Annotated in this window: 18 protein-coding genes; 4 read left to right on the forward strand and 14 right to left on the reverse strand. The window is 66.4% G+C overall.

Annotated elements, in window-relative coordinates; genetic code table 11:
- Nucleotides 1–72 precede the first annotated feature (72 nt).
- Entirely contained in the window at nucleotides 73–699 is a 627-nt protein-coding gene (locus ABH915_RS16775) for a PH domain-containing protein (protein ID WP_370123393.1), read from the forward strand.
- Between the two features lie 24 nt (nucleotides 700–723).
- Here ABH915_RS16775 and ABH915_RS16780 read toward each other — a convergent pair whose 3' ends face one another.
- The 4 genes from ABH915_RS16780 to ychF form a co-directional block, all read right to left on the reverse strand.
- The gene (locus ABH915_RS16780; RefSeq protein WP_370125032.1) at nucleotides 724–1,842 is read right to left on the reverse strand and encodes an ABC transporter permease; all 1,119 of its coding nucleotides are present in this window, start codon (nucleotides 1,840–1,842) and stop codon (nucleotides 724–726) included.
- 26 nt (nucleotides 1,843–1,868) lie between these two features.
- Nucleotides 1,869–3,410 carry an ABC transporter permease gene (locus tag ABH915_RS16785; protein ID WP_370123396.1) on the reverse strand — a complete coding sequence of 514 codons (1,542 nt, stop codon included), beginning with the start codon at nucleotides 3,408–3,410 and terminating at the stop codon, nucleotides 1,869–1,871.
- Nucleotides 3,411–3,587: 177 nt separating this feature from the next.
- Nucleotides 3,588–5,369: an ABC transporter family substrate-binding protein gene (locus ABH915_RS16790; RefSeq protein ID WP_026537657.1), complete on the reverse strand. Its 1,782-nt coding sequence runs from the start codon at nucleotides 5,367–5,369 to the stop codon at nucleotides 3,588–3,590.
- Between the two features lie 338 nt (nucleotides 5,370–5,707).
- Entirely contained in the window at nucleotides 5,708–6,793 is a 1,086-nt protein-coding gene (gene ychF / locus ABH915_RS16795) for a redox-regulated ATPase YchF (RefSeq protein ID WP_028275710.1), read from the reverse strand.
- Nucleotides 6,794–6,991: 198 nt separating this feature from the next.
- Here ychF and ABH915_RS16800 point away from each other — a divergent pair, with 198 nt between their 5' ends.
- Nucleotides 6,992–8,230, forward strand: coding sequence for a DNA recombination protein RmuC (locus tag ABH915_RS16800; RefSeq protein ID WP_018773788.1), 1,239 nt, complete (start codon nucleotides 6,992–6,994; stop codon nucleotides 8,228–8,230).
- Between the two features lie 112 nt (nucleotides 8,231–8,342).
- Here ABH915_RS16800 and ABH915_RS16805 read toward each other — a convergent pair whose 3' ends face one another.
- Together ABH915_RS16805 and ABH915_RS16810 are read right to left on the reverse strand one after the other, a co-directional pair.
- Complete coding sequence (locus tag ABH915_RS16805) at nucleotides 8,343–9,431, reverse strand: 4-hydroxy-3-methylbut-2-enyl diphosphate reductase (protein ID WP_018773787.1); 1,089 nt, start codon at nucleotides 9,429–9,431, stop codon at nucleotides 8,343–8,345.
- A gap of 9 nt (nucleotides 9,432–9,440) precedes the next feature.
- Nucleotides 9,441–10,301 carry a hypothetical protein gene (locus ABH915_RS16810; protein WP_370123402.1) on the reverse strand — a complete coding sequence of 287 codons (861 nt, stop codon included), beginning with the start codon at nucleotides 10,299–10,301 and terminating at the stop codon, nucleotides 9,441–9,443.
- Nucleotides 10,302–10,558: 257 nt separating this feature from the next.
- On the opposite strand from ABH915_RS16810, the gene xseA reads away from it, so the two are divergent.
- Both xseA and ABH915_RS16820 read left to right on the forward strand, forming a co-directional pair.
- The gene (xseA, locus tag ABH915_RS16815; RefSeq protein WP_370123405.1) at nucleotides 10,559–11,845 is read left to right on the forward strand and encodes an exodeoxyribonuclease VII large subunit; all 1,287 of its coding nucleotides are present in this window, start codon (nucleotides 10,559–10,561) and stop codon (nucleotides 11,843–11,845) included.
- A gap of 97 nt (nucleotides 11,846–11,942) precedes the next feature.
- A complete protein-coding gene (locus tag ABH915_RS16820; RefSeq protein ID WP_370123408.1) occupies nucleotides 11,943–12,173 on the forward strand; it encodes an exodeoxyribonuclease VII small subunit in 231 nt (76 codons plus the stop codon).
- Nucleotides 12,174–12,198: 25 nt separating this feature from the next.
- Here the strand turns inward: ABH915_RS16820 and ABH915_RS16825 are convergent, their stop codons facing one another.
- The 8 genes from ABH915_RS16825 to ABH915_RS16860 form a co-directional block, all read right to left on the reverse strand.
- Complete coding sequence (locus ABH915_RS16825) at nucleotides 12,199–13,053, reverse strand: polyphosphate kinase 2 family protein (protein ID WP_370123411.1); 855 nt, start codon at nucleotides 13,051–13,053, stop codon at nucleotides 12,199–12,201.
- 70 nt (nucleotides 13,054–13,123) lie between these two features.
- Nucleotides 13,124–14,344 (reverse strand): pyridoxal phosphate-dependent aminotransferase, encoded by a 1,221-nt coding sequence (locus ABH915_RS16830; protein ID WP_018773782.1) that lies wholly within the window; start codon nucleotides 14,342–14,344, stop codon nucleotides 13,124–13,126.
- A 131-nt stretch (nucleotides 14,345–14,475) separates the two neighbouring features.
- Complete coding sequence (locus ABH915_RS16835) at nucleotides 14,476–15,441, reverse strand: ABC transporter substrate-binding protein (RefSeq protein WP_370123413.1); 966 nt, start codon at nucleotides 15,439–15,441, stop codon at nucleotides 14,476–14,478.
- The gene (locus ABH915_RS16840) at nucleotides 15,438–16,184 is read right to left on the reverse strand and encodes an ABC transporter permease (RefSeq protein WP_370123416.1); all 747 of its coding nucleotides are present in this window, start codon (nucleotides 16,182–16,184) and stop codon (nucleotides 15,438–15,440) included. The genes ABH915_RS16835 and ABH915_RS16840 overlap by 4 nt, the downstream gene beginning before the upstream one ends.
- On the reverse strand, nucleotides 16,181–16,921 hold the full coding sequence (locus tag ABH915_RS16845; RefSeq protein ID WP_370123418.1) for an ABC transporter permease: 741 nt from the start codon (nucleotides 16,919–16,921) through the stop codon (nucleotides 16,181–16,183). Before ABH915_RS16845 ends, ABH915_RS16840 begins: the two co-directional genes overlap by 4 nt.
- Complete coding sequence (locus ABH915_RS16850) at nucleotides 16,921–18,024, reverse strand: ABC transporter ATP-binding protein (RefSeq protein WP_370123421.1); 1,104 nt, start codon at nucleotides 18,022–18,024, stop codon at nucleotides 16,921–16,923. Before ABH915_RS16850 ends, ABH915_RS16845 begins: the two co-directional genes overlap by 1 nt.
- A gap of 226 nt (nucleotides 18,025–18,250) precedes the next feature.
- Complete coding sequence (rsgA, locus tag ABH915_RS16855) at nucleotides 18,251–19,426, reverse strand: ribosome small subunit-dependent GTPase A (protein WP_370123424.1); 1,176 nt, start codon at nucleotides 19,424–19,426, stop codon at nucleotides 18,251–18,253.
- 382 nt (nucleotides 19,427–19,808) lie between these two features.
- The gene (locus ABH915_RS16860; RefSeq protein ID WP_370123427.1) at nucleotides 19,809–20,264 is read right to left on the reverse strand and encodes an NUDIX hydrolase; all 456 of its coding nucleotides are present in this window, start codon (nucleotides 20,262–20,264) and stop codon (nucleotides 19,809–19,811) included.
- Nucleotides 20,265–20,269 lie beyond the last annotated feature (5 nt).

Consider the following 20,269-nt stretch of genomic DNA (forward strand, 5'->3'; position numbering starts at 1 on the left):
GCTATCCTTCCGTCGGGCCGCCGGTGCACCGGGGATTAGTGCTGCGGCTCGGAATACTGAATTATTGGGGGCATGAGCTCTACGCCGCACGCCGGAAATGTTGAAGTCTTCAAAGCACGAACCAACAAATGGTTCGCGTTGCTGTCCTGGGCGGTGGCCGCGTTCGGTGTCGTGGTCACGGTCGTCATGGCCGGTCCGGGGGCGCTGGGCGGCGTCGCCCCGCTGGCCTTCATCGCTTTCATGGGCTGGCAACTGTTCTGGATGCCGTCCGTTGTAGTCCACGACGCCGGCGTCACCCTGGAAAACCCGTTCCGCTCGATTGAGGTGCCGTGGGCCGCGCTGGTGCACGTCGATACCCGCTTTGCACTGACGCTGGTCACCGCCGAGAAGAGCTACACGTCCTGGGCCGCGCCCGCCCCCGGCATCTGGGGCGGGCGCCACGCCCGCCCGGAGGACCTCCACGGCCTGCCGGCAACCACCTACGGTCCCGGCAAGTCGGTCCGTCCGGGAGATCTGAAGACCACGGACTCCGGCCAGGCCGCCATGCTGGTGCGGGCCCGGTGGCATGACCTGGTGGAAGGCGGGCAGCTCGCCGGCGACGCCGCCAGCACGGCCGCAACCGTGACCGTCCGCTGGGTGGCGATTGGCGCCGTCGTACTGCTCCTGGCGGCGAGCTACCTGGCGATTACCGCCGGCTAGATCGGTCCTGCAGGGGGCCGGCACCTACTGGCCCCGTGTTCCGTCAGCAGGCCCGTCGACGCGGGGATCCTTGGGCGCGGAAGCGTCGAGGCCGGTGCCAGCGCCCGCCTGCACGGCCGGATCCCCGTGATCCTTCGCCTTCTTGGCGTTGAACTTCTTCTGCCGCGGGTCAAACGCGTCCCGGAGGCCGTCACCGATGAAGTTGATGCTGAGGCAGATCAGCACGATGAACATGCCCGGGAACCAAAACAGCCAGGGCCGCGTGGCGAAGGCCTGCTGGTTCTGCGAGATGAGCAGGCCCAGGGACGTGTCCGGCGCCTTGACGCCGACGCCGAGGTAGCTCAGCGCCGTTTCGGTGAGGATCGCGGCGGACATGGTCAGTGTCACGTTCACGATCAGCACGCCGACGGCATTGGGCAGGATGTGCTTGAAGATGATCCTGGCGTTGCTGGCGCCGGAAATCCGGGCCGCATCCACGAACTCGCGTTCGCGCAGGGACAGGAATTCGCCGCGCATCAGCCGGGCCAGAGCGACCCAGCTGATCAGGCCCAGGAAGATTCCGAGCGCCAGGACGCCGTTGGTGCTGGCGAAGGAGGCGAACCAGCTGCCCTGGTCCCGGCGGCCGGCGAGCTGCGCCATGACGGCGGCCAGCAGCAGGGCCGGAATGATGATGATGACGTCGGTCAGGCGCATCAGGATGGCCTCGGACCAGCCGCGGAAGTAGCCTGAAATGGCGCCGACCACGACGCCGATCAGGCCGGCGATGAGGCCGATCACGATCATGATGGTGATGGACTGCTGCGCGCCGCGCATGGTCATGGCGAAGACGTCCCGGCCGATCCGGTCCTGGCCGAACGGATGCTCGCCCCAGGCCAGCGGCCACAACGAGGAGGTGGGCGCGCCACCGTTGACGAGCGGGGAGACTTCCTCGTGCGTGTACTTCCACCAGCCGGGGATGCCCAGGTAGCCCACGGAAGTGAACGCCAGGATGAAGATGAAGGAGAACACCACGAGGCCGATAATGGCGCCGGAGTGTCCGAGGAAACGCTTCCGGACGATCTGGCCCTGGCTGAGGCCCTTGGCCTCAAGGACCGGCTCAATGCCGGCCGCGGCTGATATCCGCGAGGCTTCGTCTTCGGCCATGATTACTTCCTGCTGACTTGGCTGGCTCATGCTTTTACCCTTACGCGCGGATCCAGTGCGGAGTAGGCGAGGTCCGCGATGAGGTTGAAGACCATGGCCGTGATGGCGACGCAGATGAAGACGCCCATGACCGGGTTGGGATCGACGTGCGCGATCCCGTCCAGGAAGAGGAAGCCCATGCCGCGGACCGAGAAGACGGTTTCGGTGATGACGGCACCGCCGATCAATGCCCCAATGTCGAAGGCCACGATCGTGGCGATCGGGATCAGGGCGTTGCGGAAGGCATGGCGCATGATGACGGTCCGCTCGCTCAGACCCTTGGCCCGGGCCGTGCGGATGTAGTCCATGTTCATGATTTCGAGCATCGAGGCCCGGGTGAAGCGTGTGTAACTGGCCAGGGAAATGAGGATCAGGGCCAGGGTGGGCAAGATCAGGTGGGTAAAGGAGTCAAGGCCCAGGACCCAGAAGTCGCCCTCAATGTTCGGCGTGCTGGCACCGATGGTGGCGATCGGCCGGCCCCGCACACGGCTGTTGTTGAAGTACGTGGGCCATGCCTGCATGTACCGGTCCAGCAGGATCAGGACACCGACGAGGAACGAGGTGATGCCCGCGGCCCGCATGGACTGCCCGCGGTCGTAGCCGCCCACCAGGTAGCCGATCCCGGCGCCAATCAGGACGAAGGCGACCGACAGCACCACGATCATCAGGAAGGTGGCCTCGTTGAGCAGCGGCTGGAGGAGGAAGTACAGCACGACGCCTACGCCGACGGCGATGAGGGCCGACTGCAGGGCCTTGCGGTTTTTCAGCCCGGCGGAGAGCAGGGTCACGGCGAAGGCGATGCCGACGCCGGCGATGGCGATGACCACCGGGCCCAGGCCCGGGGTCTTGAACCACTCGGTGGCGGAGAAGTAAATGAGCACCGCGGCGACGAAGCCGAAGACCACGGCGCCGGCGAGCAGCCGGCGCCGCATGGGCCCGCCCAACGCGACGGCTGTCACTGCGCCGACGACGACGCCGATCCCGAGCGCCACGGGCAGCGGCACCTCGGGGTTCCGCAAGAAGTTGTTGAAGCCGATGGCGCCGAACTCCTTGAGCAGGACGGCCACCCAGAAGATCGGCAGCGAGAAGAACAGGAATGCCATGAACGTCACGCCGTAATCCAGGGTGCTGTACTGCCGCAGGGCAGTAATGATGCCCAGGGTGATCCCGATCAGGATGGCGAGCACCGTTGCCGCGGTGACGAGCGTCAGGGTCTGGACTAGCGCGTTGCCCAGGGCATCCGTGATGGGCTGGCCGGCGATGTTCTTCCCGAGGTCACAGGAGTTGGCGAACGGAACGAGGCACTGGACAGCGCCGCCGAACCATTTGAAGTACCGCAGCGGGGCCGGAGTGTCCAGCTGCAGGAGCTCGGTCCTCGCGTCCATGAGCTGCTGCTTCTGCGGCGTGGGGTTGGCGCGGAATTCCTCGAGGGGATCCCCGGACGCCGCTGTCAGGAGATACACGAAGTAGGACGCGCCGAGAAGGATGAGGGCGGCAGTGACGAGCCGCCGGAAGATGTAGGTCACCATTGGAATAGAACCTCGGAATTCGGGTCCAGGGATTGCCCGGACCGGTCGCGGAGTTTGGCCGGTTCCCGCCGATGTGGCGGCGGGCCACGGCATCGCCAGGATATCGCCAGAAAGGCGCCGGGACCGAAGAAGCTGTGGTCCCGACGCCTTTCCAGCAGTGTTACTTGGGGTCGCGGGCTACTTCTGTGCCCATTCCCAGAAGTTCCACCAAACGCCGGTCTGGTTCGGCATGTACTTCACACCGGTGATGCGGTCGCTGTACGCGTCCACGCCAACCGACTGGAACAGCGGCAGGCCGTAGGCCGAATCCCAGATCATCTTGTCGATCTGCGCAACGAGGCCGTCCTGCTTGCTCTTATCGGTGGTGACAATCAGTTCGTCCATCAGCTTGTCGGCTGCAGGGTCGCTGAACTGGTTGAAGTTGGAGTCGTTGCCGGACTTGAAGATCTGCGGGACGCCGGACACGCCGACACCCGAGTTGCTCCAGCCAAAGATGGTGGCATCGTAGCTGCCGTCACCGAGGGCCTTGCCCCAGTCAGACTTGCCGAGGCCGCCGTCGACGATCTTGAATCCGGCCTTGGTGGCGGACTCGCTGATCAGGGAGAAAGCGTCAACACGGTTGGGGTTGTCCTTGTTGTACATGATGCGAACTTCGGGGGTGGCGCCGTTGAGGAGCTTCTTGGCACCCTCGATGTCCACACCCTGGTAGGCGGAGGAACCATTGTTCTTGGCCGACTCGGCGTACGGGGCCTGGTCCGGAACGAAGAGCTGGGAGTCAAGGGGTGCAGCCTTCGGATCCAGCTTCTTGACGATCTTGTCGACGATGTCCGCACGCGGGACGGCCTTCATGAACGCTTCGCGGACGTTCTTGTCGGCAAACGGGCCCGAGTAGTTCAGGTCGATGTGGTCGTACGCGAGCTGGTTGCCGACCTCGACCGTCACGCCCTGGCTTTCGAGTGCCTTGAGCTGCTCCACGGTGTCCGCGGATGCCTGCGGGGCGATGATGTCGGCCTCGCCGTTCTTGAGCGCCTGGACCTGGGCGGGTGCCTCACCGATGTAGCGGACGGTGATTTCGTCCAGATTGGCTTCCGGTCCCCAGTTGTAGTCCTTGTTCTTGACCATGGTCAGGGACTGGTCCTGGTTAATGCTCTTGACGAGGAACGGGCCGTTGGAGAGGTACAGGCTCGGATCAGCCGGCAGGGTCTTGGTGTCAAAGCCGGTGTTCCACATGTCCGCCATAGCCTTGAGCTGGGCGTTCGCCGGCTTGGGGGCCTTGGAATCGCCGCGGGGCATGCCCTTCAGCAGGTCAATGAACGCCTTGGTGTCCGCCAGGCCGGCCTTCTTTGCCAGGACGTGGGCGGGGATGTCGATGCCGGGGCCGCCGATGGCGATTTCCCAGTCCGCGAAGGGCTTGGAGTACTTCAGCGTCATGCTGCGGCCGTCGTCACCGAGTTCCGGGAAGTCGGTGAGCGCGATGCCGGTGGGGTCGCCAGCGTAGGAGAAGTAGGACGTTCCAGTCTTACCTTCCGCATCGGCGTCGTTGTAGTAACCCGAGAAGGCGGCCCACTGCAGGACCAGGTCGGCCGCGGTGACGGGAGTGCCGTCGGACCACTTAACGCCGTCGTTGATGGTGTACTTCACCGTCAGCGGATCGTCAGAGACCTTTTCCATCTTGCCGAACTTCTCATTGCGGACAACGTTGAGCTTGTTGTCGATGTAGAAGAAGCCCGAGTGCGTGGCGTAGCTGACCTTTGAGTTGATGTCAGTGTTTCCATCGGCCGTATTCGGGTTGAACGTATTAAACGCGTTGACCTCTACTACGGTTGCCGATCCGCCTTGCTTGCTTGCTGCCGCCGCAGTCGTCGGGGTTGTCCCGCCGCTGTTGCCCGCGCAGGCGCTGAGGGCGATGGCAGCTGCTGCCGCCACGCCCACTGCTTTGGAAATACGACCCAAGCGCATTCCGCCTCCTTGTTTCTGTGGTGTGGGTGAGACCGGCGCCGAAGGCGCCAGACAGACGTCCACACTCCCCCAGCGGCAGTGTGGCCCGTCTCACATGGCATGAAGCGTAACCCCAAAGAGCGTTCGGAGCCACCAAAGTTGACTCACCGTAAAGTTCGTTATGGAGCTGCAACATTGGGCGGGTTCCGCGGGGCGAGCTTTCCCACAAAACGTTGACGGCGGCGTAACAAAAAGATAAAAGCGCCCGCATACAGGAAAAGCCCCGATCCGAGAATCGGGGCTCCTCCAGTTAATCCTTAATTACTTGGCAGAATTACCGCGCTGCCGGGCGGCGGGCGTCAAACGTTGAAACGGAATTCGACGACGTCGCCGTCGGCCATGATGTATTCCTTGCCTTCGATCCGGACCTTGCCGCGGGCCTTCGCCTCGGCCATGGAACCGGCCTCGATCAGGTCATCGAAGGAGACGACCTCGGCCTTGATGAAGCCGCGCTGGAAGTCGGAGTGGATCACGCCGGCCGCCTGCGGGGCAGTGTCGCCCTGGCGGATGGTCCACGCGCGGGTTTCCTTGGGGCCGGCCGTCAGGTAGGTCTGCAGTCCGAGGGTGTGGAAGCCGACGCGGGCCAGCTGGTCCAGCCCGGATTCATCCTGGCCGTTCATTTCCAGCATCTCGCGGGCTTCTGCCTCGTCGAGCTCCACCAGGTCGGACTCGAGCTTGGCGTCCAGGAAGATGGCGTCGGCCGGGGCCACGAGGGCCCGCAGTTCCGCCTGTTTCTCCGGGCTGCCGAGGATTCCCTCGTCGGAGTTGAAGACATAGATGAAGGGCTTGGCCGTGAGCAGGCCGAGTTCCTTGAGGTGCTCCATCTCCAGCTTGTCGCTCTTGATGGACGAGAAGATGGTGTCGCCGCGTTCCAGTACTGCCTGCGCCGCCAGGATGGCTGCCAGCTCGGCGGCCTCCCGCTTCTTGATCTTGACTTCTTTTTCGATCCGCGGGATGGCCTTTTCGATGGTCTGCAGATCGGCCAGGATCAGCTCGGTGTTGATCGTCTCCATGTCGGAGCTGGGATCGACCTTGCCGTCGACGTGGATGACGTCCGGGTCATCGAACACGCGGACAACCTGCGCGATGGCCTCGGCCTCGCGGATGTTGGCGAGGAACTGGTTGCCGAGGCCCTCGCCCTCGGAAGCGCCCTTGACGATGCCGGCGATGTCCACGAAGGACACCGCGGCGGGCAGCAGGCGCGCGGAGCCGAAGATGCCGGCCAGCTTTTCAAGCCGGGCATCCGGCAGGTTCACGACGCCGATGTTGGGCTCGATCGTGGCGAACGGATAGTTCGCCGCGAGGACCTGGTTTCGGGTCAGTGCGTTGAAAAGGGTTGATTTGCCGACGTTGGGCAGTCCGACGATGCCAATAGTAAGAGCCACGAGCATATATTCTACCCGCACCGGCCGCCGGCCGTTGCTGCGTCCGGCGCGTGCGCCTGTGGGGCGGCCGGGTGCCGTCAGGTGTGCGGGACGGTGTGGGTTGTTCCCGGGGTGTCGCCGGGGTGTTGCAGCGGGTGAGTCCCGGGTGTTCCGGGCGTCGGAGCCAAAACTGTCACAGGGGCATGCCACAGTGAAGGCATGGAAGCTTTTTCACTGATTCTCGCCCTGCTCATGCTGCTCACGGGCGCCGTAACGGGCGCCGCCGTCGTCTATGTCCTGCTGCGGCGGCGCTACGTGGCCGTCGAACAGGACTTCGACGCCGTGTCAGCCCGGCTGTCCGACGTCAGCGCCCAGTTCGCCGCCGCCGACGCCGAGAGGCGCCTGCTCGCAGCCCAAAACCGCGAGCTCGGCGAGTCCCGGAACCACGACGGCAGTGTGCTCCGTGCGCTGGCGCCCGTGGCGGAAAAGCTCACCGCCGTGCAGCAGCAGGTGTCCCTGCTCGAACGCGACCGGCTGGAGCAGTACGGCCAGCTGGCCCAGCAGCTGCAGGAGGCCCGCCTGTCCGATGAGCAGCTGCTGCGGTCCACGCATGCGCTGGAGTCTGCCCTGCGCTCGAACAGCGCCCGCGGCCAGTGGGGCGAGGTCCAGCTGCGCCGGGTGGTCGAGGCGGCAGGCATGCTGCGGCACGTGGACTTCCACGAACAGGTCCACAGCGGGCAGGCCCACAGCTCCGGCTCGGACGGCACCCTCCGGCCCGACCTCGTGGTGCAGCTGCCCGGCGACAAGCAGCTGGTGGTCGACGCAAAGGTCCCGCTGGCGTCGTATCTCGCCGCCCAGGACCTCGGCGCCGCCCAGGCCGGCCAGCAGTCCTCGCAGCTGCCCGGCAGCCAGCAGGCGCACCTGGCCGCCCATGCCAAGGCCCTGAAGGCCCACGTGGACGCGCTGGGCAGCAAGAAGTACTGGGACATCCCCGGCAACTCTCCGGAGCTGGTGGTCTGCTTCCTGCCGGCGGAGTCGATCCTTGCCGCCGCCCTCACGGCCGACCCGGCCCTGCTGGACTACGCACTGGCCAAGAACGTGGTCCTGGCCTCCCCCGGGACCTTGCTGGCCGTGCTGAAGTCGGTGGCGTTCACGTGGCGGCAGGACGTGTTGACGGACAGCGCCCGGGAACTCTTTGAGCTCGCCCGGCAGCTCTACGACCGGATGGGCACGCTCGGCGAGAACGTCACCAAGCTGGGGTCCTCGCTGAAGACCTCGGTGGAGCGGTACAACTCCATGGTCGGGACCCTTGAGGCCCGGGTCCTGCCCACCGCCAGGAAGCTGAACGCCCTGGAAGCCGCCGGACTGGCCACTCCCCCCGCCGTCGAGGTCACGCCGCGGGCAGTCGCGGCCCCGGAACTTCAGCCCCGTGACGAGTCAGAAGAGTCCGCGGCCTAGGCGTACTGCGCGCTTAAGCCTCAGCACCTCGGCCTGTTCGGGGCCCAGGACCGTCCAGTACCTGGGACTGTTCAGTACCTAGGACTGTTCAGTACCTAGGACTGTTCAGTACCTAGGACTGTTCGGGGCGGGTGCCGCGGCCGCCGAGGGCGCGGGTGACGTCGCCGGCCTGCTTCAGGGTGGCCCGGAGCTCCTTCGGCAGGGAGAACAGGAGGTCCTCCTCGGCCGTGACGACTTCCTCGACCGATCCGTAGCCGTAGTCGGCGAGGAGCCGCAGCACGTCCTTGACGAGGACTTCCGGGACAGAGGCCCCCGACGTCACGCCCACCGTGGCGACGCCCTCGAACCACGTCTCGTCAACCTCGTTGGCGAAGTCGACGCGGTAGGAGGCCTTGGCGCCGTATTCCAGTGCCACCTCCACGAGGCGGACGGAGTTTGAGGAGTTGGCGGAGCCGACCACGATCACCAGGTCCGCCTGGGGCGAGATCTTCTTGATGGCCACCTGGCGGTTGGTGGTGGCGTAGCAGATATCGTCGCTGGGCGGGTCTTGCAGGGTGGGGAACCGCTCCTTGAGCAGGCGCACCGTCTCCATGGTCTCGTCCACGCTGAGGGTGGTCTGTGAGAGCCAGATGACCTTTTCCGGGTCTCGGACCGTGACCTTGTCGACCTCGTGCGGGCCGTTGATGATCTGGATGTGCTCGGGAGCCTCGCCAGCGGTGCCTTCGACTTCCTCATGGCCGTCGTGGCCGATCAGCAGGATATCGAAGTCATCCTTGGCGAACCGGACGGCTTCGCGGTGCACCTTGGTGACCAGCGGGCAGGTCGCGTCAATGGTGCGCAGGCCGCGGTCCTCGGCGGACTGGACGACGGCGGGCGAGACTCCGTGCGCGGAAAAGATCACGAGAGCGCCTTCCGGGACCTCGTCGGTTTCATCGACGAAGATGGCGCCCTTCTCCTCAAGGGAGCTGACCACGTGCACGTTGTGCACGATCTGCTTGCGCACATAGACCGGCGGGCCGTAGTGTTCCAGGGCTTTTTCCACCGCGATGACCGCACGGTCCACGCCGGCACAGTAGCCGCGCGGGGCTGCAAGGAGGACCTTCTTGGGACCGGCGACCGGGGCCGCCGCCAGGACGTCTTCCGGTGAACGCCGCCGGCGCGGAACGGAGGGCATCGGAACGGAAACAGCGGTGGTGGTCATGCTCCCATGCTACCGGTGTTCGCTCCTGCCCCGATTGCGGCCACCGGCTGCCCGGACAGCCACTCCCGCGCCCAGCAGCACAGCTCCCGCAACTGCCGCAGCGACGATCCACTGGCCGAAACTGGCAGAGCACGCCGCGACGAACTCGTTCTTGAACAGCTCCGCCACATCGTTGCCGCTCGAGGTCCCGGCGACGGCGGCGCCGGCGGCATCGCTGGCCAGCTTCCACACCCCCGCGAGCACCAGCGCTCCAACGCCCATTCCGACCAGCACGGTCCACCGGCGTCGGGCCGCAACGAACGCCAGCATGAACGCGATGGCCGCGCCGACCGCAACGGCGTAGCCCATCGGGGCGTAGACGGTGACGCGTTCGATCATCTGGCGCTGGTCGGACTGCCCGATATGGACCAGCACCTGGCCAGGCGCCTCCAGCGGAAGGGTGGTCGCTTCAGTGACCTGTTTGGCCACCAGCCCGGCCAGCGGGGCGACATCAAGGGTGAGCGAGGAGGTGCCGTCAACCTCCGGCGGCAGCGTGCTGGGGTCCGCGAACGTGAGTCGGTGGCTCTTACGCAGGGTTTCAGCCCAGGCCTCGGGGTAGCCGGGCAGTCCCGTCAGCGAGCGCGCCGCGCTGTCCAGGACCGGCCGGGCCAGCTCCGTGAAGGCTTCGGGAATGCCGGCACTGGCGGCCAGGCCGTCGACGGCGGCCGCGGCCAGCCGCTGCTGGAACGCCGGATCCTTGCCCAGCGGTGCGGTCAAGGCAACGAAGCCGTCTTCCTGGACGATGTTCTGGTCCACCCACATGGCTGGAACGGCGACGGCTGTCATCAGGAGCCCGATAAGGACGGCGACGGCAGAGACAAAAGTGCGCAAGGGATTCCTAGAAGGTTGATGGCATCCCTCCCATCCTAGGGCGGTGCCGGGCGCGGCCATAAAGTCGGGCCCCGGTGGTAGAGCTATGGATAGAGTTGAACGAGACAACTTCCGGCTGCCGGCCGGCCCACCCGCCCGGGACCCGGCCGCCGGCCGTCCCGGTGGTAAAGGACTTGCCGTAAACGGCACGCAGCAAAGGACACGCACGCATATGCACAAGGCACTCCACCAGGCATTCCCGGCCATGGAGCCCACGCATGCCTGAGGACGCGGCGGCGGCCACCACGCTACCGGCCACCGCGGCCCAAACCAGTCCGGACAATCCCTGGCCGCTGCAGTTGCTGTCCCAGAAGCTCAAGATGCATATCGACCGCGCGCCCTCGGCATGGGTTGAGGGGCAGGTGATCGAGCTCAACCGGCGTGGCAGCAACGCCTACCTGACGCTCCGGGACATCAACGCCGAAATCTCGCTGCCGGCATCGGTCTGGACCACAGTGCTGGACCGCCAGGCCGCCCCGCTGGAACGCGGCTCCCGGGTTGTGGCCCTGATCAAGGCCGAATTTTGGCTCAAGACGGGCCGGCTGAACATGTCCGTGAAGGACATCCGGCCCGTGGGCCTCGGCGATCTCCTGGCCAGGATCGAGCGGCTGCGCCAGGCCCTCGCTGCCGAAGGCCTCTTTGCAGATTCCCGCAAGAAGCGGCTCCCCTTGCTCCCGCACCGGATCGGCCTGATCACCGGCCGCGACTCTGACGCCAAGAAGGATGTGCTGCGCAATGCCGCCCTGCGCTGGCCGGCCGTCGAATTCGAGATCCGCGAAGTGGCGGTCCAGGGGAACACCGCTGTGGCCCAGATGATCGCGGCGTTGCGGGAGCTCGATGCCCATCCCGTGGTCGACGTCATCGTCATCGCCCGCGGCGGAGGCGCCCTTGAAGACCTGTTGCCGTTCAGCAGCGAGGAGCTCATCCGGGCCGTCGCGGACGCGTCCACCCCCGTGGTGAGCGCGATCGGGCACGAAGCGGACCGGCCCATCCTCGATGACGTAGCCGACCTCAGGGCATCAACGCCCACCGACGCCGCGAAGAGGATTGTTCCCGACGTCGCCGAGGAGCTTGTCAGGGTCCGGCAGGCACGGGATCAGCTCCGCCGCGGGGTCATCCGGCTCGTGGAACGCGAGGGCGACCGGCTGGCGTCCCTGCGTTCCCGCCCCGTGCTGCTCTCCCCCGGCGTCATGATCAGCCAGCGCCACGAGGACGTCGAACGGCTCAAGGTCCGCTCGCATTCGGCGATCAGCGCCGCCGTCGTGCGGGCAGCGGACCAACTGGTCCACCTCAAGGCGCAGGTGCGTGCACTCTCGCCGCAAAAGACGCTGGATCGCGGCTACGCGGTGGTCCAGCTCGCCGGCGCCGGAACCGGCCCCGCGACGCACCGGGATGTGGTGCGGCACCCCTCACAGGCGCCCGCCGGCACGGACCTCACGGTTCGGGTGGCCGGCGGCCGGTTCACCGCCCAATCCACCGGCGGCCAGGAACCGGCCGAGGAATAACCCCCGCGTTCGAACACGGCCACACGTCAGCGCCACCGAACGGCGCCACCGAACAGCAGCACCGCGGCAGAGACCGCGACAACCAAGGAGCACCCACATGGCAGCAGAACCCAACCCGAACGCCGACATCGAGGCCCTCAGCTACGAGGACGCCCGCGAGCAGCTGGTCGCCGTCGTGGGCAAGCTGGAGGCAGGCGGCGCCAGCCTGGAGGAATCCCTCGCGCTGTGGGAGCGCGGCGAGGCCCTCGCCAAGCGCTGCGAACAATGCCTGGAAGGCGCCCGCAAACGGCTCGCCGCAGCCCGGGACCAGGCTGCGGATAAGAACTAGGCGCCCGCCTTTCCAGGACCGCAGGTCAGGACCGCTGCACCAGCTCGCGTTCCAGGTCCAGGTCCAGGTCCGGAACCGGCCACTGGAGATTCAGGTCGTCGAGGGCCTCCAGGAGGAGCTGCTGCACCGCGATGCGGGCGTACCACTTCTTATTGGCCGGCACGACATGCCACGGCGCCAACTCCGTGTTGGTCTTCTCAAAGGCCTTCTGGTACGCGTCCATGTAGTCGGGCCAGAAAGCCCGTTCCTTCAGGTCTCCACTGCTGTACTTCCACTGTTTCGCGGGGTCATCCAGCCGGGCCAAGAGCCGGTTTTTCTGCTCGTCGCGGCTGATATGCAGCATGACCTTGACGATCTTCGCTCCGGCAGCTGCCTGCCGGGCCTCAAACTCGTTGATGGCCCGGTAGCGGCGCTCCAGTTCCTCGGCGTCCGCCCAGCGGTGGACGCGGTGGATCAGGACGTCCTCATAGTGGGAACGGTCGAAGACCCCCACCATGCCGGCCGCCGGCACTTCCTTTTCGATCCGCCAGAGGAAGTCGTAGGACTGTTCCTCGGGCGTGGGCGCCTTGAACGACTTCAGCTGCACGCCCTGCGGATTCATCTGGCCCATCACGTGGTTGACGATGCCGCCCTTGCCCGCGGTGTCCATGGCCTGCAGGACCAGCAGCACGCGTTTCCTGCCGCCGGTCCTGGACTCGGCGAACAGCTGCTCCTGCAGTTGCGTGAGCTTGCCGTCGAGTTCGGCGAGCAGCTGCTCGCCGTCGGCCTTGTCGCCGTCGTAGCCCGGCGTCGAGTCCGGGTCCAACGACTCCAGGCTAAAGCCCTTCCCGACCTTCAGGAGTTTCCAGGGGCGGTCATCGAATGTCGCGGAGCCTGCCATCAATGCCTCTTTCCGGTTGGCGCAGCCGCAGTAGGCGGAGCAGGAGCCCCGTTGCGCTGCTGACCGAAGCCTAGTTCCCCTTATACCGGCTCAGGAAGTCCGCCATGCGGTTGATTGCTTCTTCGAGGTCCTTGACGTTGGGCAGCGTCACCATCCGGAAGTGGTCCGGCCGGACCCAGTTGAACGCCCTTCCGTGGGACAGGAGAATCTTCTGCTCGCGCAGCAGGTCCAGGACAAACTTCTCGTCGTCGCGGATGTGATAGACCTCGGGGTCCAGCTTCGGGAACAGATACATGGCCCCGCGGGCCTGTTGCGTGCTGACGCCCGGGATGGCGTTGAGCATGTCGTAGGCCTTGTTCCGCTGCTCCAGGAGGCGTCCTCCGGGCAGGATCAGGTCGTTGATGCTCTGGTAGCCGCCGAGGGCGGTCTGGATGGCATGCTGGGCCGGAACATTGGCGCAGAGGCGCATGTTGGCCAGCAGGTTGATGCCCTCGAGGTAGTCCGCGGCGTCCTTTTTCGGCCCGGAAATGGCCATCCAGCCGGCCCGGAAGCCGCAGACCCGGTAGGCCTTGGAGAGCCCGCTGAAGGTCAGGCACAGGACATCGTCGCCGGTGAGCGAGGCGAGGTTTACGTGTACCGCGTCTTCGTAGAGGATCTTCTCGTAGATTTCGTCGGCGAAGAGCACCAGGCCGTGCTTCTCCGCCAGGGCGACGATCTTTTTCAGCGTCGCCTTCGGGTACACCGCACCTGTCGGGTTGTTCGGGTTGATGACCACGATGCCCTTGGTGCGCGGCGTGATCTTCGCTTCCATGTCCTCAAGGTCGGGTTGCCAGCCGGTTTCCTCGTCGCAGAGGTAGTGCACGGGCTTCCCGCCGGCCAGGGCAACCGAGGCAGTCCACAGCGGGTAGTCCGGGGTGGGGATGAGGACCTCATCGCCGTCGTCGAGCAGGGCCATGAGCGACATTGTGATCAGTTCGCTGACGCCGTTGCCGAGGTAGATGTCATCCACGTGGATGTTCTGGATCCCGCGGGTCTGGTAGTACTGCGAGACGGCGGTGCGGGCCGAAAATATGCCGCGCGAGTCGCTGTAGCCCTGGGCATGCGGCAGGTGGCGGATCATGTCCACGAGGATCGCGTCCGGCGCTTCAAACCCGAACGGGGCCGGGTTTCCGATGTTCAGTTTGAGGATGCGATGACCCTCCGCCTCCATCTGCTGGGCGGCCTGAAGGATCGGTCCACGGATGTCGTAAAGGACATTATGAAGCTTGGTGGACTGCTTGAATTCTGCCATTCATCAAATATGCCATATGGAGGATGTACTTCTGCTGAGACATGACTCACACGCGGACGCCGCGGTAACAACAACGACGCCGGCGCCCAGGCTGTGAGCCCGGGCACCGGCGTCGCAGGGTCACCAGTGGTCTACTGCTGGGCGAGGCCCTTTTCCTTCAGCCACGCCTCGGCGGCATCTTTCGGGTTCTGTTTCTGGCTGCCGCTCACGGCACGGTTGAGGTTGATGAGGTCTTCCGTGGTGAGGACCTTGGACACGGCGTTGAGCGTTTCCTTTGCCTTGTCCGTCATCTTGGCCGAGTTGTACAGCGGCAGCACCTGCTGGGCGATGAAGTTGTTCTTCGGGTCCTCCAGCACGACGAGGTCGTTGTCCGGGATGGACGGGGTGGTGGTGTAGATGTCCGCGACCTGGACCTGATCCGAGAGCAGCGCCTTGAGCGTGACGGCGCCGCCGCCGTCGCTGAACGGCTCGAGTTTCTTGGGCACGCAGTTGTAGTTCTTCGCCAGGCCCGGCAGGCCGTATGCGCGCTCGGCGAAGGTCGCCGGGGCGCCGATGACGAGATCGCCGCAGACCTTCGCCATGTCTTCGATGGACTTCAGCTGGTACTTCTCGGCCGTCGCCTTGGTGACCACCATGGCGTCCTTGTCCTCGGCCTTGGAGGCCTCGAGCACGGCCAGGCCCTGTGGGAGCTTGGTCGGGAGGGCCTTCGCGATGTCCTCGGCGGAGACCTCGGTGGCGTCCTTGTTTACATACAGCAGCAGGTTGCCGCTGTAGTCGGGAACGACGTCCACCGAGCCGTCCTGGACCGCCTTGATGTAGACCTCGCGCGAGCCGATGTTCGGCTTGGTGCTGGCGGTGACGCCCGCGGCGTTCAGGGCGCCGGCGTAGACCTCGGCCAGGATCTGGCTCTCGGGGAAATCAGCCGAGCCGATCACCAGGGCACTGCCGGAACCGGAGGCGGCACCGCTGCTGGCCGGGGCCGAGCTCAGCGGGTTTGATGAGCCTCCGCAGGCGGACAGGGCCATGGCCAGGCCGACGCCGACGGCCAGGCCGCCGAATGCGCGCCGGCCAAGGCCTCGTTGGCGGGATTCCTTCATGACGTACCTCCTTGAACAACAGTCTCCGCGATTACGGGGTCTGTGAGATCAACCGCAGCCTGCTGGCTGCGGTTCGGCTTGGACGAGGCGCCCCGTGACAGGAACAGCCTCTGGATGAGGGCAAGGACGAGGTCGACGCTGATGGCAAGGGCGGCGATCAGCAGCGAGCCACCCAGCATTTGCGGGAAGTCGGAGAGCACGAGCCCGTCGAACAGGTACCGGCCCAGGCCGCCCAGGTTGATGTAGGCGACCACGGAAACGGTGGCGATCACCTGGAGCACCCCGGTCCGGAACCCGCCGTACATCACCGGCAGCGCGTTCGGGAATTCCGCCCGGAACAGGACCTGCCATTCGGTCATGCCCATGGCGCGGGCGGCATCCACCACGTTGCGGTCGACGCTGGAGATTCCGGCGTACGTGCCGGCGAGCAGCGGCGGCACGGTCAGGATCACGAGCGCCCAGATCGGCGGCATCAGCCCGATGCCGGCGAGCAGGACGAACAAGGTGAGCAAGCCGAGGGTGGGCAGGGCGCGCAGCGCGCCCGCGAAGGACACGATCGCAACCCGCCCGCGGCCCGTGTGCCCGACGAACAGGCCGATGGGCACGGCGATGGCGATGGCGATCACCATCACCAGGCCCGTGTAGAACAGGTGTTCGGCCAGCCGCGCCGGGATTCCGGCACTGCCGGACCAGTTCTCCGGGTCGCTGAGCCAGGCGAAGGTGTCCGTGACGACGTTATTCACGCGTTTCCCCCTCCGGTCTTGGGACGCGAAAACCGCAGCGCCGCGGCGGCGGGGCCAGTCTTGTCCGGTCCCGCAGCTGAACCGGCGCCGGCACCCGTGGCCGCCCCGGCCCGGGTCCAGGGCGTCAGCAGCCGTTCAAGCAGCACCAGGACGGCGTCCATCAGCAGCGCCAGGAGAAGGATGGCGATGATGCCCACCACCACTTCGGTGACGAAGTCACGCTGGAGGCCGGAGGTGAAGAGCATTCCGAGGTTGCCGATGCCGAGCAGTGCCGCGACGCTGACCAGCGAGATATTGCTCACCGAGACCACGCGCAGCCCGGCGAACAGCACCGGCAAGGACAGCGGCAGGTCGATCTGCATGAAGCGGGCGAAGGGTTTGAACCCCATGGCGACGGCGGCCTGCCGGAGGTCTTCATCCACCGAGTCAAAGGCATCCAGCGTGGCGCGCACCAGCAGGGCGACGGCGTAGATGGTCAGGGCCACCACCACGTTGACCGGATCCAGGATCCGGGTTCCGAGGATGGTAGGCAGGATGATGAAAAGCGCCAGCGAGGGGATCGTGTAGAGCAGCGAGGACCCGGTGAGCACCACGGACCGGAGCCCGCGGCTCTGCCGGGCGAGCTGGGCCAGCGGAACGGCGATGAGGACCCCGAACACCATCGGCAGGATGGCCAGGATGAGGTGCTGGCCGGCGAGGTTGAAGACTTCCGCCCTGTTGGCCAGGAACCATTCCATCAGAGCCCTCCGTGCCGGACGCTGCGGTCCGACTCGATGACGGCGAGGACTTCGGCGGCTGCGATGACTCCGGCCACCCGGCCGTCGTCGTCCACGGCGACGCCGAGGCCCGAGGGTGAGGACAGGGCTGCGTCCAGTGCCCGGCGGAGCGTGTCCCCCTTGCGGAACAGGGAGCCTCCGGGAACCATCGCCGGACCGGCTCCGGTGCCGGTGCGGGGCCCTGCCCAGCCAAGGGGCCGGAGCGCGTCGTCGACCACCAGCTGCCATTCATCGGAGCTGCCCCCTGCCCGGAGCTGATCGGGTGTGAGGGTGGGGACGGGGTGGATGGTGACACCGTCCGAGGGGCTGAACGCAAGGTGCCGGAACCCGCGGTCGCGGCCCACGAAGGAGGCCACGAACTCGTTCGCCGGAGCCCGCAGGATCTCCGCCGGGGCGGCGTACTGCGCCAGCTTGCCGCCGACGGCGAACACGGCCACTTTGTCCCCCAGGACGGTAGCCTCGTCGATGTCGTGGGTGACGAAGACAATCGTCTTGGCCAGGTCATGCTGGAGCCGGAGCAGCTCCTTCTGGAGTTCATCGCGGACCACCGGGTCCACGGCGCTGAAGGGCTCGTCCATGAGCAGCACCGGAGGATCGGCCGCGAGCGCCCGGGCCACGCCCACGCGCTGCTGCTGTCCGCCCGAGAGCTGGGACGGATACCGCTTCCCGAGGGAGGAGGCCAGCCCGACGACGTCGAGCAGTTCCTGGGCGCGCTTGCGGGCCTCGGCTTTGGACACCCCGTTAAGCCGGGGAACGGTGGCAATGTTGTCCAGCACGGAGCGGTGCGGCATCAACCCCGAGGACTGCATGACGTAGCCCATGGACCGCCGCAGCTGCGCGGCAGGGATTGAAGTGACATCGGCGCCGTCGACGGTGATGACACCGGACGTGGGCTCCACCATGCGGTTGATCATCCGCAGGGACGTGGTCTTACCGCAGCCGGAGGGTCCGACGAAGACAGTGATGGCGCCCTTATCGATGGACATGGTCAGCCCGTCAACGGCGGCCTGACCGCCTTGGTACTGCTTAGTGACGTTCTGGAACTCGATCATGGCTTCGGCCATTTCCGGGCTTACCTAACTGTTGGCGGCAACATTGGTCGGGGCAGCGCACTGTTAGTCAGCGTGCTGCCCATAAAGCAGTTAGCTCATAGACTAACCAGCACCCCAGACTATGTCAGCGGCACGGGGCTCCCGTAAGGCTTCGGAAGCACAACGATTTTGGATGGGTTGCGCGCCGGAATTCCTTCCGGCGCGCCACCGGGGCCAATGTGTCACCGGGCGGTGTGCTTCAGCGGGGCCGCCGCCCACCCTTCGCGCCACCGCTATTTCCTCCGTGGCCGCGCTTCCCGTTGTTCTTGCCACTGCCGTGGCCCTGCGCGTTCTCGTGGTTGTCCCGTTCGGCCGACCGCTGGCTCTTGCCCGCCACGGCGATCTTCTGGTGCCATTCGCGCTGGTAGGCGCGCCGTGCGGCCGCGTCGTGGCGGCGGGCCAGGGCGGCGAGTTCGCGCTGCAGCTTCAGGTAGCTGGCCCACCGGCGGTCCTCCAGGGTGCCGTCGGCGAGCGCGGCCTGCACGGCACAGCCGGGCTCCCGGCCGTGCGCGCAGTCCGAGAAGCGGCAGTGCTCGAAGAGCTCTTCGAGGTCGCCGAACATCTCCTCCATTCCTCCCTCGGCGTCGAACACCCCGAAGCCGCGCACCCCCGGCGTGTCCATCAGGACAGCGCCGCCGGGCAGGGGAACGAGCGCGCGGGACGTGGTGGTGTGCCTGCCTTTGCCGTCGCCCGCGCGCACTGCCCCCGTCTCCTGGGCCGGGACGCCGGCGAGGGCATTGATGAGCGTGGATTTTCCGGCGCCCGAGGGCCCCAGCAGCACCAGCGTGCCGCCGGGCGGCAGATGGCCCAGCACTTCGTCGAGGCCATCGCCGTTCTCGGCAGAGGTGGTGACGACGTCCACACCGGCTGCCTGGCGCACGACCGTCCCCACGACGTCGTCAGCGAGGTCCGCGATGTCCGCCTTCGTGATGATCACGAGCGGTGTGGCACCGGAGTCCCACGCCGCGACCAGGGTCCGTTCGAGCCGGTTGTGCGTGAGCGGACGATCCACCGGAACGACGATCCCGACGACGTCCATGTTGGCGCCAAGGACCTGTGCCTCGGACGAGGCCTCGAAGGCACGCTTGCGGCTCAGCTCCGAGTGGCGGGGCAGAATGCCCACGATCGCGGGCTCCCCCGCCGCGTTCGGACCCAGCCAGACCCAGTCCCCGGTGGCGGGAAGCTCCCCGCCGCGCGGGTAGGGCAGGTGGGCGGTTCCGCCGCCGGCGGCCACCAGGACGAGGTTGCGGTCCACCCGGATGACGCGGCCCGGGCGGTCGCCTCCCGGTACCGGCTGGGCCGCGAACCGCTTGGCGACGCCGGCTGTGTAGCCGTAGTCGACAGGACCCTCCGGGAACGCCTCATCGGAGGGCACCGATGAATTGAATACCGGTGAAGTGACTACCGGTGAATTGAATACGGATGAATTAATTGCGGATGAAGGAGGTACGGATGTATTGATGAAAGTGGCGCTGCCGGCGCCCGGGGATGCAGGATGAATGGTCAACGAAAACCCTTTAGTGGGGCCCCGTGGTGCGGCGCGTGCGCGCTGCGGCGGCTTGGATGCCGCGCAGCGACCAGCGTTTGATGGCTAGGCTGCGGCGTGGGACGGGGCAGGAGTAATGACATGGCTTGTATCGGTGCGCTGCGCGCTCAGAAATATCGCATTCATTGCTTCCACCTCCCCGTCGATTGCCGGCCTGCTCCGGCCGGCGGTTTCTACAGAATAGCCATGGTGCCCGTGCCTGGCTAGCGATTCAGCCGGAAAGTTTTCCGTTCAGCGGCCTCTCGCGGTACAGGCGCAACCCGGCATCCACGAGCGAGACCCGGTTCAGCTCCGCCACCTCATCCAGCGGAATCCAGGCCGCGTGGGTGGTGCTGCCGTTCACCTCGTGGCGCAGTTCCCCGCCCGTGATCGTCGCCTCGTAGACGAGCCGGAGCGACTGGAAGTCCCGCTCGCCGCCGTCGAGCCGGACTTCGGACGGCCAGTGCCCGACGTCGATCTCCAGCATGGCGCCGACCTCGGCGTCGTAGCCGGTTTCCTCGTGGATCTCGCGGCGGCACCCGTCCACCGGGTGTTCGGCCAGGTCCAGGCCGCCGCCGGGCAGCGTCCAGCCCTCGCGCCCGTCCTGCTTCCAGTACGCCAGGAGGATCCCGGCGTCGCGGATGATGACGGCGTAGGCGGCGGGCCGGGTATCGAATTGCATGCTCATCCCTC

The organism is Arthrobacter sp. MW3 TE3886 (assembly GCF_041262145.1).
In the GTDB taxonomy this organism is placed as follows: domain Bacteria; phylum Actinomycetota; class Actinomycetes; order Actinomycetales; family Micrococcaceae; genus Arthrobacter.